At 72.8% G+C, this 15142-nt stretch carries 15 protein-coding genes; 11 read left to right on the plus strand and 4 right to left on the minus strand.

The window, feature by feature from the left end:
- Window positions 1-230 precede the first annotated feature (230 nt).
- Both ACZ5D2_RS39990 and ACZ5D2_RS39995 read left to right on the plus strand, forming a co-directional pair.
- On the plus strand, window positions 231-1073 hold the full coding sequence (locus tag ACZ5D2_RS39990; RefSeq protein ID WP_468936578.1) for a trypsin-like serine peptidase: 843 nt from the start codon (window positions 231-233) through the stop codon (window positions 1071-1073).
- Between the two features lie 130 nt (window positions 1074-1203).
- Window positions 1204-1848: a hypothetical protein gene (locus tag ACZ5D2_RS39995; protein WP_468936581.1), complete on the plus strand. Its 645-nt coding sequence runs from the start codon at window positions 1204-1206 to the stop codon at window positions 1846-1848.
- Window positions 1849-1899: 51 nt separating this feature from the next.
- On the opposite strand, the gene ACZ5D2_RS40000 is transcribed toward ACZ5D2_RS39995, so the two are convergent.
- On the minus strand, window positions 1900-2340 hold the full coding sequence (locus ACZ5D2_RS40000) for an NUDIX hydrolase (protein WP_468936583.1): 441 nt from the start codon (window positions 2338-2340) through the stop codon (window positions 1900-1902).
- 149 nt (window positions 2341-2489) lie between these two features.
- Window positions 2490-2819 carry a hypothetical protein gene (locus ACZ5D2_RS40005; RefSeq protein WP_371677242.1) on the minus strand — a complete coding sequence of 110 codons (330 nt, stop codon included), beginning with the start codon at window positions 2817-2819 and terminating at the stop codon, window positions 2490-2492.
- Between the two features lie 311 nt (window positions 2820-3130).
- Between ACZ5D2_RS40005 and ACZ5D2_RS40010 the strand changes: the two genes are divergently transcribed.
- Window positions 3131-3961, plus strand: a complete 831-nt coding sequence (locus ACZ5D2_RS40010; protein WP_468936587.1) for a L,D-transpeptidase family protein — start codon at window positions 3131-3133, stop codon at window positions 3959-3961.
- Here ACZ5D2_RS40010 and ACZ5D2_RS40015 read toward each other — a convergent pair.
- Window positions 3933-4790 (minus strand): transmembrane-type terpene cyclase, encoded by an 858-nt coding sequence (locus ACZ5D2_RS40015; protein WP_468936590.1) that lies wholly within the window; start codon window positions 4788-4790, stop codon window positions 3933-3935. The two genes, ACZ5D2_RS40010 and ACZ5D2_RS40015, sit on opposite strands and share 29 nt — an antisense overlap.
- Between ACZ5D2_RS40015 and ACZ5D2_RS40020 the strand changes: the two genes are divergently transcribed.
- From ACZ5D2_RS40020 to ACZ5D2_RS40050, 7 genes are all read left to right on the plus strand, one after another.
- The gene (locus ACZ5D2_RS40020) at window positions 4784-5731 is read left to right on the plus strand and encodes an LLM class F420-dependent oxidoreductase (RefSeq protein ID WP_468936593.1); all 948 of its coding nucleotides are present in this window, start codon (window positions 4784-4786) and stop codon (window positions 5729-5731) included. The genes ACZ5D2_RS40015 and ACZ5D2_RS40020 overlap by 7 nt on opposite strands.
- Window positions 5732-5745: 14 nt before the next feature.
- On the plus strand, window positions 5746-6531 hold the full coding sequence (locus ACZ5D2_RS40025; RefSeq protein ID WP_371677239.1) for an SDR family NAD(P)-dependent oxidoreductase: 786 nt from the start codon (window positions 5746-5748) through the stop codon (window positions 6529-6531).
- Between the two features lie 109 nt (window positions 6532-6640).
- On the plus strand, window positions 6641-7762 hold the full coding sequence (locus ACZ5D2_RS40030; protein ID WP_468936597.1) for an LLM class flavin-dependent oxidoreductase: 1122 nt from the start codon (window positions 6641-6643) through the stop codon (window positions 7760-7762).
- A 481-nt stretch (window positions 7763-8243) separates the two neighbouring features.
- Complete coding sequence (locus ACZ5D2_RS40035) at window positions 8244-9983, plus strand: N-acyl-D-amino-acid deacylase family protein (protein WP_371677237.1); 1740 nt, start codon at window positions 8244-8246, stop codon at window positions 9981-9983.
- Window positions 9980-11449: an aldehyde dehydrogenase family protein gene (locus ACZ5D2_RS40040; protein WP_468936600.1), complete on the plus strand. Its 1470-nt coding sequence runs from the start codon at window positions 9980-9982 to the stop codon at window positions 11447-11449. The genes ACZ5D2_RS40035 and ACZ5D2_RS40040 overlap by 4 nt, the downstream gene beginning before the upstream one ends.
- 231 nt (window positions 11450-11680) lie before the next feature.
- Entirely contained in the window at window positions 11681-13276 is a 1596-nt protein-coding gene (locus ACZ5D2_RS40045) for an APC family permease (protein ID WP_371677235.1), read from the plus strand.
- Between the two features lie 159 nt (window positions 13277-13435).
- Window positions 13436-13729, plus strand: a complete 294-nt coding sequence (locus ACZ5D2_RS40050) for a hypothetical protein (RefSeq protein ID WP_371677234.1) — start codon at window positions 13436-13438, stop codon at window positions 13727-13729.
- Window positions 13730-13809: 80 nt separating this feature from the next.
- Here the strand turns inward: ACZ5D2_RS40050 and ACZ5D2_RS40055 are convergent, their stop codons facing one another.
- Window positions 13810-14208, minus strand: a complete 399-nt coding sequence (locus ACZ5D2_RS40055) for a VOC family protein (RefSeq protein ID WP_371677233.1) — start codon at window positions 14206-14208, stop codon at window positions 13810-13812.
- Window positions 14209-14432: 224 nt separating this feature from the next.
- On the opposite strand from ACZ5D2_RS40055, the gene ACZ5D2_RS40060 reads away from it, so the two are divergent.
- The gene (locus ACZ5D2_RS40060) at window positions 14433-15026 is read left to right on the plus strand and encodes a dihydrofolate reductase family protein (protein ID WP_371677232.1); all 594 of its coding nucleotides are present in this window, start codon (window positions 14433-14435) and stop codon (window positions 15024-15026) included.
- The last annotated feature ends 116 nt before the right edge of the window (window positions 15027-15142 follow it).

The raw sequence follows: 15142 nt of genomic DNA on the forward strand, positions 1-15142 counted from the left end.
TCGCGAAGCGACGCGACCGAAGGGAGCGCCCTTGACAGCCCGGCCCGACACGGAAGGACGATGAGACTGACGGGAAACCCCCAAACCCTCCCTGACACGGACCAGCCAAAGTCCCGCCGCCCCCCGACCCCCGCCTGCCCCCGCCTGCCCCCGACCCGCCCACCCCCCTCTCCCCTTGCACCCCGCCCCGCCCCCGGGGCATGCTTCGCGAGGGCGAAGCGGGAGGGATCATGGCGGTGGACAAGCGGACCGTGGTGACGGCGGTGCTGTGTGCGGTGGCTGCCTTGGGCGCCTCGGCCGCGGTGGCCGAGCTGGTGCCGCCGCCCGACGGGGCCGACGCTCCGGTGTACGCCAAGTCGGCCACGCCGTCCGGCTCTCCCACCGGACCCTCGCGGTCGAAGGCCTCCAAGCCTCAGCTCGCCTCGCCGCCGCCGGCCGCCGCGACCCCCAAGCCCGGCGGGCCCGCCGCCTTCACCGGAGCCCTGTTCACCGGTGGCCTGGACGGCGATCACTTCTGCACCGCCACCGTCGTCCGCAGCCCCGGCAAGAACCTGCTGATCACCGCCGGTCACTGCCTCATGGAGGGCGAGCAGGCGCGCGACGGCGGTGCGGTCTTCGCGCCCGCGTACGCGAACGGTGTCGCCCCGTACGGGACCTGGAAGATAGAGCAGGTCTACGAGGACGAGCGCTGGGCCGACGGCACGGACGACGACTACGACCTCGCCTTCGCCCGCGTGGCCCCCGACGCCAAGGGCCGCAACATCGAGGACGTCATAGGCGGCGCCCCCCTGGACACCTCCGGCCGCGCGGGCGAGGAGGTCACGGTGACGGGCTACCCCGCGGACCGCAAGGTCCCCCGTACCTGCACGGCCGTCTCCGTCCGCCTCAGCCCGACGGAACAGCGCTTCGACTGCTCCGACTTCCCGGGCGGCACCAGCGGCAGTGCCTGGATCGGCCGCGACGGGAAGATCATCGGCATCCTGACGGGCGGGGACACGGACGACGTGTCCACGAGCACCGTCCTCGGCGACTACGCGGCGCAGCTCTACGCAAAGGCCACCGCCAAGCGCTGACCCACCCCCACGCTGACCCTTCCTCCCCCAACCGGGGGAGGGCGGGTCGCTCCCGGGCGCGATGGCGGGGGAGCGGCGGCCCGACAGGATCGGAGGCGACCGCACCACCGCTTCCGGAGGGGAAACCACCGTGATCGAGTCGACCCTGCGCCGTACCGTTCCGCTCGTCCTCGTCCTGGCCGTGGCGGCGGCCGCGCCGATGGCCACCGCCACGACCGCCGCTGCCGCCCCCGCCCCGACGGCCTCAGCCCCCGCCCCCTCATCCGCCCCCTCATCCGCCCCCGGCCTCGCCGGCATCCGCGGCTGGGCCCGTATGGCGTACGGGGATCCGCGGGACGACGTCCGGATCCTCGTCGACGCGCACGGCTTTTTCGACGGCCGCGATCCTGCCGTGGCGGCGCGCTCCTGGGGGACGTTCCGCATCCAGCACTTCATGGGCGGCCCCTCCGACGGCTCCGACGGGCCGCGGCCGGGCTTCAACTGGGGTGACTTCCGGGTCGACTGCGTACGCGTCGACGGCGCCGACGTGGCCGTGACGGGCAGGCTCGTCGACGCCGGACCGGGCTGGGAGGAGTTCCTGCACGGTACGCCGCCCGCCCGGATGGGGGTGAGTTTCCACGTCGCCGCGCCGGGGACCGGGGAGACCCGGATCGGGATCACGGCGCCGCCCCCGGCCGGTGCGCCCGAGTTGGCGCCCTGCGCGGCCGGGCCCGCCGACGCCGGTACGACCGCGGGCGGCTACACCCTCACGGACACCCGCCGCCGGTCCGGGTGATCCGGGCGGAGTGCGGGGGCGGCCGGCTGCGCGGACCCTCCCCGCCCGGGGCTACGTCACGAGCCCCAGGTGGACCGGTTCGGCCGGGGCGTCGGCGAGGAGCTCGGGCAGGCGCGGGGGCCAGAGGGGTTCGCCGAGGGTGGCGAGGCGCTGCGGGGAGAGCCACTGCCAGTGGATGTCGGGGGCTTCGAGGCGCGGTTCGCGGCGCGGGCCCGTGGTGACGTAGATGTGCTCGTGCTGGCGGACCGGGACGCCCTGGTGGGTGAAGTCGTGCTCCCAGGTGCACAGCAGCCGCTGCGGCTCCAGGTCGGTCCACCCGGTCTCCTCGCGCAACTCGCGCCGCACGCAATCCTCGGGGCTCTCGCCGGGATCGATCCCGCCGCCCGGCGGCAGCCAGTGGATGCCGACTTCGACGTTGTTCTCCCGGAACAGGAACACCGATCCGCTGGGAGAGAGGACGACAATGCGCGCTGCCTGACGAGGAGTTCTCATCAGTTCAGGGTACGTCCGGGCCCCTGCGGGCGGGAGGGGGCGGCGGGCTCGGCGGGGTCGGCGGGACCGGCGGGACGGGCCGCCCGGTCCCGCCCGGCCCCCTCGCCCCGTCCGCCCCGTCCGCCCCGCCCCGCCCTCCCTCCAGGGGGTCAGATGGTGACGCAGATGCCGTCCTCGATGGTGCGGCCGTCGCGCTCCAGGCCGCCGCAGACGAGCTTCGCGCCGGCCTGTTCGTATCCGACGCCCCAGCGGTGGGAGGCGGCGGTGACCCGCCCGGAGCGGAACTCCCCCCAGTAGGCGCGCAGGACACCCGGGTTGCCGTCGCGGGTCTGGACGGTGATGTCCTGCACGAACCGGTTGTGGTGTGCCGTCATGACGCAGATGTACTGACCGCACTGGCTGTCCACCGCGGCGTTGGCGGGCGATGCCCCCACGAGGGCGAGGGCGAGGGCGGCGAGCACGGTCGCGGACTTCCGCATGACAGATCCTCCTGTTAGGGACGGCGCGCACCCCCGTGCGGCCGGCCTGCCCAGTAGATCGCCCCGCGGCCCCGGGGAGGTCGTTCCGGCCACCATTTCCCCTGATCAGGTGGCCTTTGCCATCTGATCATGCGACCGGCACGCCGACCGAAACGTTCCTCCCGGGGTGGACCTCCCCGTCCCGGCGGAGCCGGCGGCGGGCCGGGGGCAGCCGCCCGGCGCCCGGTCGGTGTCCGGCAGGCGCCCGGTCGACGCCCGGCAGGCGTCCGGGGTCGACGGGAACGGAGATCGCCTCCTGTACGGTCGGGTCAATGAGCAAGCACGCCCGAGCCCGCTCCCGTTCCCGGGGCCGCACCCGTACGCGCTCCCGTTCGGCCGCCCGCCGGCCGCGGGCGCTGACCGCCGTCGCCACCTTCGGCCTGCTGGCCTTCGGTGCCGGCTGGGTGCAGGCCCTCCACCAGCAGCCGGGGGCTCCCGTCCCGCCGGCCCGCTCGGACTCCCGCCCGCAGACCCCCGACCGGGCCGCGCGCGACGCGCACCGCCCCGACGCCCGCCACGGGCTGCCGGCCTCGCTCGGCGACGCGGCCCGCGCCCGGATCCCCGCCGAGTCCCGGCAACTGGTGCTGGTCACCGGCAGGGCGAAGGACTCCTCGGAGTCGGACGTCACCCTCTACACGCGGGCCACGGCGGGCGCCGACTGGACGGCGGCCGGGCACTGGCCCGCCCGCAACGGCGCCAAGGGCTGGTCCGGCGAGCGCGAGTACGGGGACCTGACCTCCCCGCAGGGGGTGTTCTCCCTCACCGACGCGGGCGGGCGGCTGCCCGCACCGCCCGGCACGAAGCTCCCGTACGACCGGGACGCGGCGTTCGTGGCCACCGGCCGCGGGGTCAACGGGGAGTCCCTGGAGGGCTCCTTCGACTATGTCGTGGCGATCGACTACAACCGCCGCCAGGGCGTGTCCCCGCTCGACCCCGTCAAGCCGGACGGCGAGCGCAAGGGCGGCAACATCTGGCTCCACGTGGACCACGACGGCCCCTCCCAGGGCTGCGTCGGCCTCCCGAAGGAGGCGATGCGCAAGCTCCTGGAGACCCTGGACCCGGCGGCGCACCCGGTCATCGCGATGGGGCCTCCCGGCTTCTGAGCAGCAGGCCGATGTAGACGAGGTCGTACACGCAGCACAGCACGCCGAGCCCCAGGACGAAGCCGGACCCCTCCAGCACCCCGAACAGAACGGTCGGGGCGAGCGTGCCGAGCCACTTGGCGACGGCGATGAGCAGGGACTGCCCGCGCGGACCGCGCCGGGCGACGAAGAACGCGATGAACAGCCCGGACATCAGAAGGTTCTGGAGGAACGCCGAGTAGCGGGTCGCGTCGTGCGTCCCGAACTGGGCGAGGAAGAGCCACTGCACGGCGAAGCCGGTGGCGAACAGGAGCGCGCTCCAGGCGGCGAACAGCGGCCGCGTCACGAAGCCGGGCAGCTCGGCGCGCCCGAAGCGCAGGTACGTGTACACGATCACGAGGTCGGCGAGTGCCCACACCACGTTGACCACGCCCTGCGCGGACACACCGGTGCGGAACTCGTTCACGGCGTAGGTGGTTTCCCAGGCGAAGTTCAGTGCGAGCGCGGCGACGGGCATCGCGTAGGTCCGGTCCCGCAGCCCGACACGGATCGCCTCCACGTAGACGACGGTCCAGGCGAGCCCGCTGACGAGCGTGAGCATCAGTTCCACGCGCCGCACCCTAGGCGCTGCGGGCCGGGTGCGGAACGGGGCGCGGGGCGCGGGCGGGCCGGCCCGGGCGGATCGCCCCCGCCTCTTGCCTGACGGTCCGTCAGCTACGACGATGGCCCGGCACCGGCGCAACGCACGGGTGCACCGCACCGGCACCACACCGCACCGGCACCACACCGGCACACACCGCACCGGCACAACGAACCGGCAGACGAAGGCGAGGCGGGCCCGCCATGGCACGCGTGTTTCCGGAAGGCCGGCTGGCGTACGGGATGCAGCTCCCCGTCCAGTCGCAGAGCACCATCTACGCCGAACCCTGGGAGGCCTCGGCCGGCGCCGCCGACCTCGCCGAGGTGGCCCGCGCCGCCGACCGGGCGGGCTTCGGGTACCTCGCCACCTGCGACCACGTGGCGATCCCGCGCCGCCTCGCCGGCCCCATGAGCACCATCTGGTACGACCCGGTCGCCACCCTGGCCTTCCTGGCCGGGATCACCGAGCGCGTCCGGCTGCTGAGCCACGTCGCGATCGTCGGGCTGCGCCACCCGCTCGTCACCGCCAAGCAGTACGCGACCCTCGACCACCTCAGCGGCGGCCGCCTGATCCTCGGGGTCGGCGCCGGGCACGTCCAGGAGGAGTTCGAGGCCGTCGGCGCGGACTTCCCCCGCCGGGGCGCCCTGCTGGACGAGACCCTCGACGCCCTGCGCGCGGCCCTGGGTCCCGAGGAGTACCCGGAGTTCGAGGGGGAGCGGTTCTCCTTCCGGGACCTCGGCCAGCGGCCGCGGCCCGCCCAGGAGCGGATCCCCGTCTGGATCGGCGGGTCCTCGCCCGCCGCCGTCCGCCGGGCCGCCGAGCGCGGCGACGGCTGGCTCCCGCAGGGCGATCCCCGCGAGAAGCTCCCGGCGCAGATCGCCCGGATCAAGGAGCTGCGCGCGGCGGCCGGGGTCACCGGCCCCGTCGAGTTCGGCGCGATCACCGAGGCCCTCTACGTAGGCGAGCCCGGGTGGGACACCGGCCGCCGCGCCCTGACCGGCAAGGCGGAAGCGCTCGCCGAGTCGCTGCGGGAGTACCGGGCGCTGGGCGTGGACCAGATCCAGGTCCGCTTCCGCAGCCGCGACCGCGCCGAGCTGACCGACCAGATCACCGCTTTCGGGGCCGAGGTGGCCCCCCTCCTCAACGACTGAAGGGTGTAGTGGCCATGGGAAAGCTGGACGGGCGCGTCGTCCTGATCACCGGTGCGGCGCGCGGCCAGGGCGAGCAGGAGGCCCGCCTCTTCGCCGCCGAGGGCGCACGGGTGGTGCTGGGGGACGTGCTGGACGAGCAGGGCGCCGCCGTCGCCGAGGACATCGGTGAGGACCGCGCGCGCTACGTGCGGATGGACGTGAGCCGGGAAGAGGACTGGGCGGCCGCGGTGGCCGTCGCGAAGGAGGCCTTCGGCCCGGTCAGCGGCCTGGTGAACAACGCGGGGATCCTGCGCTTCAACGAGCTGACCGCGACCCCGCTGGAGGAGTTCCGGCAGGTGATCGAGGTCAACCAGGTCGGCGCCTTCCTCGGGATCAAGACGCTCGCCCCCGAGATCGAGGCGGCGGGCGGCGGGACCATCGTCAACACCTCCTCCTACACGGGGCTGACGGGCATGGCGTACGTGGGCGCGTACGCGGCGACCAAGGCGGCGATCCTGGGCCTGACCCGGGTCGCCGCGCTGGAGCTGGCCGGGAAGAACATCCGGGTCAACGCCATGTGCCCGGGGGCGGTGGACACCCCGATGGCCAACCCCGGGCTCCTGGACCCCGCCGGGATGACGGACGAGGCCCGGGAGGCGATGGCGGAGCTGTACAAGCGGGTGGTCCCGCTGGGGCGGGTCGGCCGGCCGGAGGAGATAGCGCGCCTGGCCCTCTTCCTGACCGGCGACGACTCCTCGTACATCACCGGCCAGCCGTTCGTCGTCGACGGGGGCTGGATGGCCGGAGTGAGCATCCTCTGAGTTTCTGATGGACCGTCAGGTAGAGGTATTGACGGTCCCGGCCCGCGGTGGAACAGTCGGACCCATCAAATCTGACGACATGTCAGAAACCTAAGGACGGTGAACCCCCTTGGAATTCGGGCTCTTCGTGCAGGGATACGTGCCTGAGGCGCGGTCCAAGGTCGACCCCGAGGCGGAGCACAAGGCGCTGCTTGAGGAGACCGAGTACGTCATCCAGGCCGACCAGTCCGGCTTCAAGTACGCCTGGGCCTCCGAGCACCACTTCCTGGAGGAGTACTCGCACCTCTCGGCGAACGAGGTCTTCCTCGGCTACCTCGCCGCCGCGACCGACCGGATCCACCTCGGCTCGGGCATCTTCAACCCCCTCGCCCCGGTCAACCACCCGGTGAAGGTGGCCGAGAAGGTCACCATGCTCGACCACCTCTCCAAGGGCCGCTTCGAGTTCGGCACCGGACGCGGTGCGGGCAGCCACGAGATCCTCGGCTTCATGCCCGGCATCACGGACATGAACCACACCAAGGAGATCTGGGAGGAGACCATCGCGGAGTTCCCCAAGATGTTCCTCCAGGAGGAGTACGAGGGGTTCCAGGGCAAGCACTGGTCGCTGCCCCCGCGCAAGGTCTTCCCCAAGCCGTACGGCAAGGCCCACCCGGCCATGTGGTACGCGGCCGGCTCCCCCTCCTCGTACGCGATGGCGGCGCGGAAGGGCCTCGGTGTCCTCGGCTTCAGCGTCCAGAAGGTCTCGGACATGGAGTGGGTCCTCGACCAGTACAAGACGGCGATCCGGGAGGCGAAGGCCATCGGCGCCTTCGTCAACGACAACGTCATGGTCACCTCGACGGCGATCTGTGCCGAGACCCACGAGAAGGCGGTGGAGATCGCGGTCAACGCGAACATGAACCGCTTCCAGTCGCTGGTCTTCCGCTACCACGACACGTTCCCGCGCCCCGAGGCGATCCCGCAGTGGCCGGAGACCCTCCCCGAGTACAACGCGGAGATCATCGAGCTCCTCATCGCGGAGGAACTCCTCATCTGCGGGGACCCCTCGGAAGTCCGCGCCCAGTGCAAGCGCTGGGAGCAGGCGGGCGCGGACCAGCTGTCCTTCGGCCTGCCGACGGGGGTGTCGAAGGAGGACACGCTGACCACGATCAAGCTGATCGGCGAACACGTCATCCCCCACATCGACACGGACCCGGTCCACCGCACGACCCGCTTCCGCCAGTCGGCCTGACCCTCCGGGGGCCACCCGCCCCACCCGGACCCGGCACCGGAGCCCGGACCCGTGGGCTTCGTGTCGGCCAGGGTCGGGGCCGCAGGCCCCGTGCCCCCGGCCGCCGCCGCGGGGTCCGGGGCGGAGCCCCGGGGAACGGTGGAAGGGCGGGTAGGGGACAGCCCCGCAGGGCCCGCCCGTCCCGGGCCCCGACCGACCCCCGCCGGAGCGGCGTCTTCCCGGACCGCCGCCCCGGCAGGGCATCGCCGAGGGCCGGAGTGGCCCGGCAGCGGCCTGCCGCCCACTCCGGCCCGACGCGGACCACCCCGGAGGGCCCCCCGCCGGGGCGTCGCCATGACCCCGCCCCACTCCGGGCAGGGCCCGCGCCCCGCGCGGAACCGGAGCCGCCCGCCCGACCACGTACCCGCCCCGCCCCGCCCCGCAGGGCAACGGCAACCGCCCGGCCAGGGCACCCGCAGGACCACCCAGGAGGGGAACCGTCATGCTCGACCACCTCATCCGCGGAGCGACCGTCGTCGACGGGACCGGCACACCCCCGCGCCCCGCCGACGTCGGCATCCGCGACGGCCGCATCGTCACCGTCGCCGACCCCGGCACCGTCACCGAGGCGGCCCGTACGAGCGAGGACGCGACCGGGCTGGTCCTGACCCCCGGCTTCATCGACCCCCACACCCACTACGACGCCCAGCTCTTCTGGGACCCGTACGCCACCCCCTCCATGAACCACGGCGTCACCACCGTCGCCGGCGGCAACTGCGGCTTCACCCTGGCCCCCCTCAACCCCGCCCGCCCCGAGGACGCCGACTACACGCGCCGCATGATGAGCAAGGTCGAGGGCATGGCCCTCGCCGCCCTGGAGGAGGGCGTCGACTGGAGCTGGTCCACCTTCGGCGAGTACCTCGACGCCCTCGACGGCCGCATCGCCGTCAACGCCGGTTTCATGGTCGGCCACTGCGCCCTGCGCCGGCACGTCATGGGCGAGGCCGCGGTCGGCGGCCGGCCCACCCCCGAGCAGCTCCGGCAGATGGTCGACCTGCTCCACGAGGCCATGGACGCCGGCGCCTGGGGCCTGTCCACCACCCAGTCCTCCACGCACACCGACGGCGCCGGAGCCCCGGTCGCCTCCCGCCACGCGGAGCCCGCCGAGCTGCTCGCCCTCTCCGCGGCCGTCGCCGACCACGAGGGCACCCAGCTGGAGGCCATCGTCGCCGGCTGCCTCGACCGGTTCTCCGACGCCGAGATCGACCTCTTCGTCCGGATGAGCGCCACCGCCGGCCGGCCCCTGAACTGGAACGTCCTCACCATCGACGCCGCCGTCCCCGAACGCGTCCCGCGCCAGCTGGTCGCCAGCGAGCGAGCCCGCGCGGCCGGCGGCCGGATCGTCGCGCTCACGATGCCGATCCTCACCCCGATGAACATGTCCCTCGGCACCTTCTGCGCCCTCAACCTCATCCCCGGCTGGGGCGAGGTCCTCGCCCTCCCCGTCCCCGAGCGGATCGAGAAGCTCCGCGACCCGGACGTCCGCGCCGTGATGCTGCGCCGCGCCGACAGCAAGGAGGCCGGCGTCTTCCGGCGCCTGGCCGATTTCGGCCGCTACGTCATCGGGGACACGTACAGCAAGGAGAACGAAGGCCTGTCCGGCCGGGTCGTGAACGACATCGCGGCCGAGCGCGGCCAGGACCCCTTCCAGTGCCTGGTCGAGATCTGCGCCAACGACGACCTGCGCACGGTGCTGTGGCCCATGCCCACCGACAACGACCCGGCGAGCTGGGCCCTGCGCGCCGAGACCTGGCGGCACGAGGACGTGATGCTGGGCGGCTCCGACGCGGGTGCGCACCTGGACCGGATGTGCGGGGCCCCGTACACGACCCGGTTCCTCGGCGACTGTCTGCGCGGCCGCAGGCTGGTCCCCCTGGAGCAGGCCGTGAAGATGCTGACCGACGACCCGGCGCAGCTGTTCGGGCTGCGCGAACGCGGCCGGATCGCCGTGGGCTTCCACGCGGACCTGGTGCTCTTCGACCCGGAGCGGATCGAGGCGGGTCCGGCGACGCTCGTGCACGACCTGCCGGGGGACAGCCCGCGCCTGGACGCCCGGGCCGTCGGGATCGTCTCGGTACGGGTCAACGGCGTGGAGACCATCCGCGACGACGAGGTGACGGGCGCGGTCCCGGGGATCGTGCTCCGTTCGGGCCGGGACACGAGGACGGTGAGCACCCGATGAGTGGTGAAGCGGCGCAGCGGCTCTACATCGGCGGCGAGTGGGTGGAGCCGGACGGCGGCCACTACGAGGTGGTGAACCCGGCGGACGAGTCCGTCGTCGGTCTCGCCCCCGAGGCCTCCCGCGCCCAGGTCGAGGAAGCGGCCCGCGCCGCCGCCGGGGCCTTCGAGGGCTGGTCCCGTACGGCGCCGGAGGAGCGGGCGGCGATCCTGGACCGGGCCGCGGACGTCATGCAGCGGGAGTTCGAACCGTGGGCGGCCCTCGCGCGGGCCGAGACGGGCGCTCCGACGGGGATCGCGCGCGGGATGCAGGTGGGCGTCGGGGTGTCCCGCTTCCGGCGGTACGCGCGCGGCGCGCTGGAGCCGGTGGAGCGCGGGCTGCCGCCGCAGGTGACCGAGGCCGGCCCGATGGGGAGGGCGAGCGTGCTGGGCGCGCTGGAGGTGCGCCAGCCGGTCGGGGTGGTCACGTGCATCACCTCGTACAACAACCCGTGGGCGAACCCGGCGGGCAAGGTGGCCCCGGCCCTGGCCATGGGGAACACGGTGGTGGTCAAGCCGGCCCCGCAGGATCCGCTGTCGGTGTTCAAGATGGCCGAGGCGCTGCACGAGGCGGGGGTGCCGGCCGGGGTGGTGAACGTGGTCTCGGGTGCCTCGGTGGAGGTGGGCGAGGCGGCGGTGGACTCCCCGTACGTGGACATGGTGTCCTTCACCGGCTCCACGGGCGTCGGGCAGCGCATCGCCGAGGTGTGCGGGCGGAGCATGAAGCGGCAGTTGATGGAGCTGGGCGGGAAGGGCGCGGCGGTCGTCCTGGAGGACGCCGACCTCGACGCGGCGGTGCTGGGGATCGGTACGACGTTCTCCTTCTACTCCGGCCAGATCTGCACGGCGCCGACGCGGGTGATCGTGCACCGGTCGGTGTACGCGGAGCTGGTGGAGAAGCTGACGGGCTACCTGGCCTTCATGAAGGTGGGCGATCCGGGGGAGCGGGGCACGGTGGTCGGCCCGGTGATCTCGGGGGCGCACCGGGACCGCGTGGAGTCGTACGTGGAGCTGGGGCGGAAGGAGGGGGCGCGGATCGCCTGCGGCGGGGAGCGTCCGGTGGTCGGGGACGGCCGCGGCTTCTACGTGGCGCCGACCCTCCTCGTCGACTGCACCAACGACATGCGCGTGGTCCGGGAGGAGATCTTCGGGCCGGTGGTGGTGGTCGTTCCGTTCGACGGGGGCGAGGAGGAGGCGGTCCGGCTGGCCAACGACAGCGACTTCGGGCTGCTGAGCTACGTCTGGTCGGGGGACGCGGCCCGCGCTTTCCGCGTGGCGCGGCGGCTGCGGGCGGGCGGGGTCGGGGTGAACACGATCGGCCGGAACATGGAGGCGCCGTTCGGTGGGTTCAAGCGGAGCGGTGTGGGGCGGGACGTGGGATCGTACGCGCTGCACGCATACAGCGAAATCCAGTCGATCGTATGGGCTTGACCAAAAATTGATCTGGAAAGTTTGAAAAGCCGCAAAACGGACAGTGCTGCGGTTTCCGCATGGTGAAAGGTGGGCTCCGGGTCCGCCGAAACGATGACCGGTGGGCCCGTGAGCCTTTCATTGCGCGATCATTAACTCTCTCGACCTCAAGATTCCAAGGCATTTTTGGGTCCTCGGATCCGGACTTAAGTCTTCCGAATGTGGAAACCGCACCGTCTAACGTCCTGACCCATGACACAGCTGGACGTTCGGCAGAAGGTCGGAGACGCGGTAAATGGCGGCGCCCAGGGCGAGGGCGAGGGCCAAGGCGGCGGCGAGGGCGAGGTCCGCGGCAAGGGCCTCGGCAAGGGGTCCGTCGGTCTGGTGGGCAGCGCCGTCCTGGGCATCTCCACCGTCGCCCCCGTCTACTGCCTGACCTCCACCCTCGGCTCCACCGCCGGTGAGGTCGGCGTCCAGATGCCGGCCGTCTTCCTGGCCGGGTTCCTCCCGATGCTGCTGGTCGCCTTCGCCTACCGCGAGCTCAACAAGGCCATGCCGGACTGCGGCACCTCCTTCACCTGGACCGTCAAGGCCTTCGGCCCGCGGATCGGCTGGATGTGCGGCTGGGGCCTGGTGATCGCCACGATCATCGTGCTCTCCAACCTCGCGGGTGTCGCCACCTCCTACTTCTGGCTGCTGGCCGGCGAGATCACGAACAATCCGTCGATCGCCGGGCTGGACGACAGCAAACTCGTCCACATCACCACCTGCCTGACGCTGATCGCCGTCGCCACCGCCATCAGCTACCGCGGCATGACCGCCACCAAGGGCATCCAGTACACCCTGGTCGGCCTCCAGCTCCTCGTCCTCGCGGTCTTCGTCGCGATGGCCTTCCAGAAGGCCTCCGCCGGCACCTTCGACACGGGACTCAGCTTCTCGTGGGAGTGGATGAACCCCTTCGCGGTCGGCTCCATGGCCGCCTTCACCGCCGGGCTCTCCCTCTCGATCTTCATGTACTGGGGCTGGGACACCTGCCTCACCGCGAACGAGGAGACGATCGGGTCCTCCAAGACCCCCGGCCGCGCCTCGCTCATCGCGATGGTCGTCCTCGTCGGCTCCTACCTGGCCACCGGCATCGCCGCCCAGATGGCCGTCGGCTCCGGCACCTCCGGCCTCGGCCTCGGCAACCCGGAGACCTCCGCCAACGTCTTCGCCGCCCTCGCCGGCCCCGTCATGGGCCCGGTGCTCGGCATCCTGCTCTTCGTCGCCGTCCTCGCCTCGGCCGCCGCCTCCCTGCAGACCACCTTCATCCCGGTGGCCCGCACGGTCCTGGCCATGTCCACGTACGAGGCCCTGCCCGCCTCCTACGCCAAGGTCCACCCGAAGTTCAAGACCCCGGGCCGCGCCACCGTCACGGCGGGCGTCGCCACCGGTGCCTTCTACACGGTCATGACCCTGGTCAGCGAGAACGTCCTCACCGACACGATCTTCGCGCTCGGCCTGATGATCTGCTTCTACTACTCGCTGACGGCCTTCGCCTGCGCCTGGTACTTCCGCGGCGAACTGCGCGACTCCGTGCGCGACCTGCTCTTCAAGGGCATCCTCCCGGTGATCGGCGGCCTCCTCCTCGCCGCGGTCTTCTTCAAGACCCTCACCGACGCCTGGAACCCCTCCTACGGCTCCGGCTCGACCATCCCCGGCCTCGGCGTCGGCAGCGTCTTCGTCATTGGCGTCGGCCTCCTCGCCCTCGGCCTGGTCATCATGTTCGTCACCGAACGCCGCAGCCCCGCCTTCTTCCGCGGCGAGGTCCTCACCAAGTCCACCCCCGCCCTGGTGGTCGAGGACTGACCCCGCCCCGGCGGGGGTGCGCCGGGAGTACGCCGGGGGCGCGGGCCCGGGGCGCGGGCCCGCCGGGACGCGCCGGGCCGCCGGCGCCGGGGTAGCCCGATGCGCGGAACGCCCGCGGCGACCGGTGACCCGGGGTGCGGTGAGGTCGTTGGGCCGTGCATGAAGGCCATGAAGCGCACCCTCACCGCCCTGCTCCTGTCCGGCGGCGCCGCAATCGCACTCACCCCCGCCGCCCACGCCGCGGACGGCAACGCCACCGCGGTGAAGCCCCTCGCCAAGCGCGTCGGTCAGATCGTCGACCACCCCGGGCAGGCCGTGCAGGACACCAAGACCGCCGTCGGCGTGACCGCCCAGGCGGCCGGAACCGCCTCCAAGGCCACCGACGCCTCCCTCACGGGCGCCGGCACCGCCCTCTCCTCCGGCCTGCCCAAGGCCCCCAAGGTCGGCGGCTGACCCCGTCCGGCGAGCCGGTCCGGCGCCCTCCTCGAAACGCCGGACGTGCTCGACGCCCCGGAGGCCGGACCGGCGGGGGCTCAGCCCCAGGTGCGGGAGCAGAGCACGAGCCGGTAGCCGTCCGGGTCGGCGACCGTGACCCCGTACTCGTCCCAGTACGGGTTGTGCGAGGGGACCCGGGTCCCGCCGTGGTCGACGAGCCGGCTGACGAGGTCCTCGTCGGGGGCCTCGCCGAGGTAGACGACGAACAGGTCGTCGACGGTCGGGGTGGGCGCGAGCGGGTTCTCGGGGTCCCGGGTCAGCTCGAAGTGCCATCCACCGCCGGCGGGCCCGACCATGACGAGGTCGTGCTCCCCGGGAACCTGACCGGTCGTCCGCCACAGGACGTCCAGTCCGAGGCCCTGGACGTAGAACCGCTCGGCGGCCTCCAGGTCGAGGGACGGCCGGGCGACGCGGACGTGGGTGAGTGAATCGATCATGCGCGGAGGGTACGGCCCCGGGCGCGAGGGCGGGCCCGCCCGCCCCGTGATGTGTCAGATGCCGGACCGTACGGCGGTGTGGGACAGGTCACAGCGTCCGGAGCGATGATTCCCGCGCGACCCCGCAGTCTCTCCTTCTGTAAGCCCGACCGAGGCAGTTGAGGCAACTGCGGTACCAGAGGCACCCGAGGTGGCCGAGGTACCCGAGCAAAGGAACGAGTCCCATGCGCATCGTCATCAGCGAGTTCATCAGCCTCGACGGCGTCGTCCAGGCCCCGGGCGGGCCGGAGGAGGACACTGACGGGGGCTTCGCCCACGGCGGCTGGTCGCAGCCCTTCTTCGACCCGGAGGTCGTCGGCGGCGCCTTCGCCGACGCCACCGCCAAGGCCGAAGCCCTCCTCTTCGGGCGCCGCACCTGGCAGACGATGGCGGCCGCCTGGCCCGGCCGGGCGGGGGACCCCTTCGCGGACCAGATGAACTCCATCGCCAAGCACGTCGTCTCCGCGACCCTCACGGACGCCGACCTGACCTGGAACAACACCACCCTCATCCCCGGCGCCGAAGCCCTCGCCCGCCTCCGCGAACTGCACGCGGCCGACGGCGGCGACCTGCTGGTGATGGGCAGCCCCACCCTGGCGCGCACCCTCATCGCCGAGGGCCTGGTCGACGAACTCCGCCTGATCGTCATGCCGGTCCTCCTCGGCGGCGGCAAGTCGATCTTCCCGACGGACGGCGGCCGCCGAACCCTGGAACTCGTCTCGACGGCAACGAGCCCGGCGGGCGTCAACGTGTGCACGTACAGGCCGGTGGGGGACTGAGGGGGCGGGGCTGGAGCTGGGCGGGGTCGGGGGGCGGCGGGACTCGACTCGGCCCGTGTCGGGGAGGGTTTGGGGGTTTCCCGTCAGTCTCATCGTCCTTCCGCGTCGGGCCGGGC

The organism is Streptomyces sp. NPDC031479 (assembly GCF_055581065.1).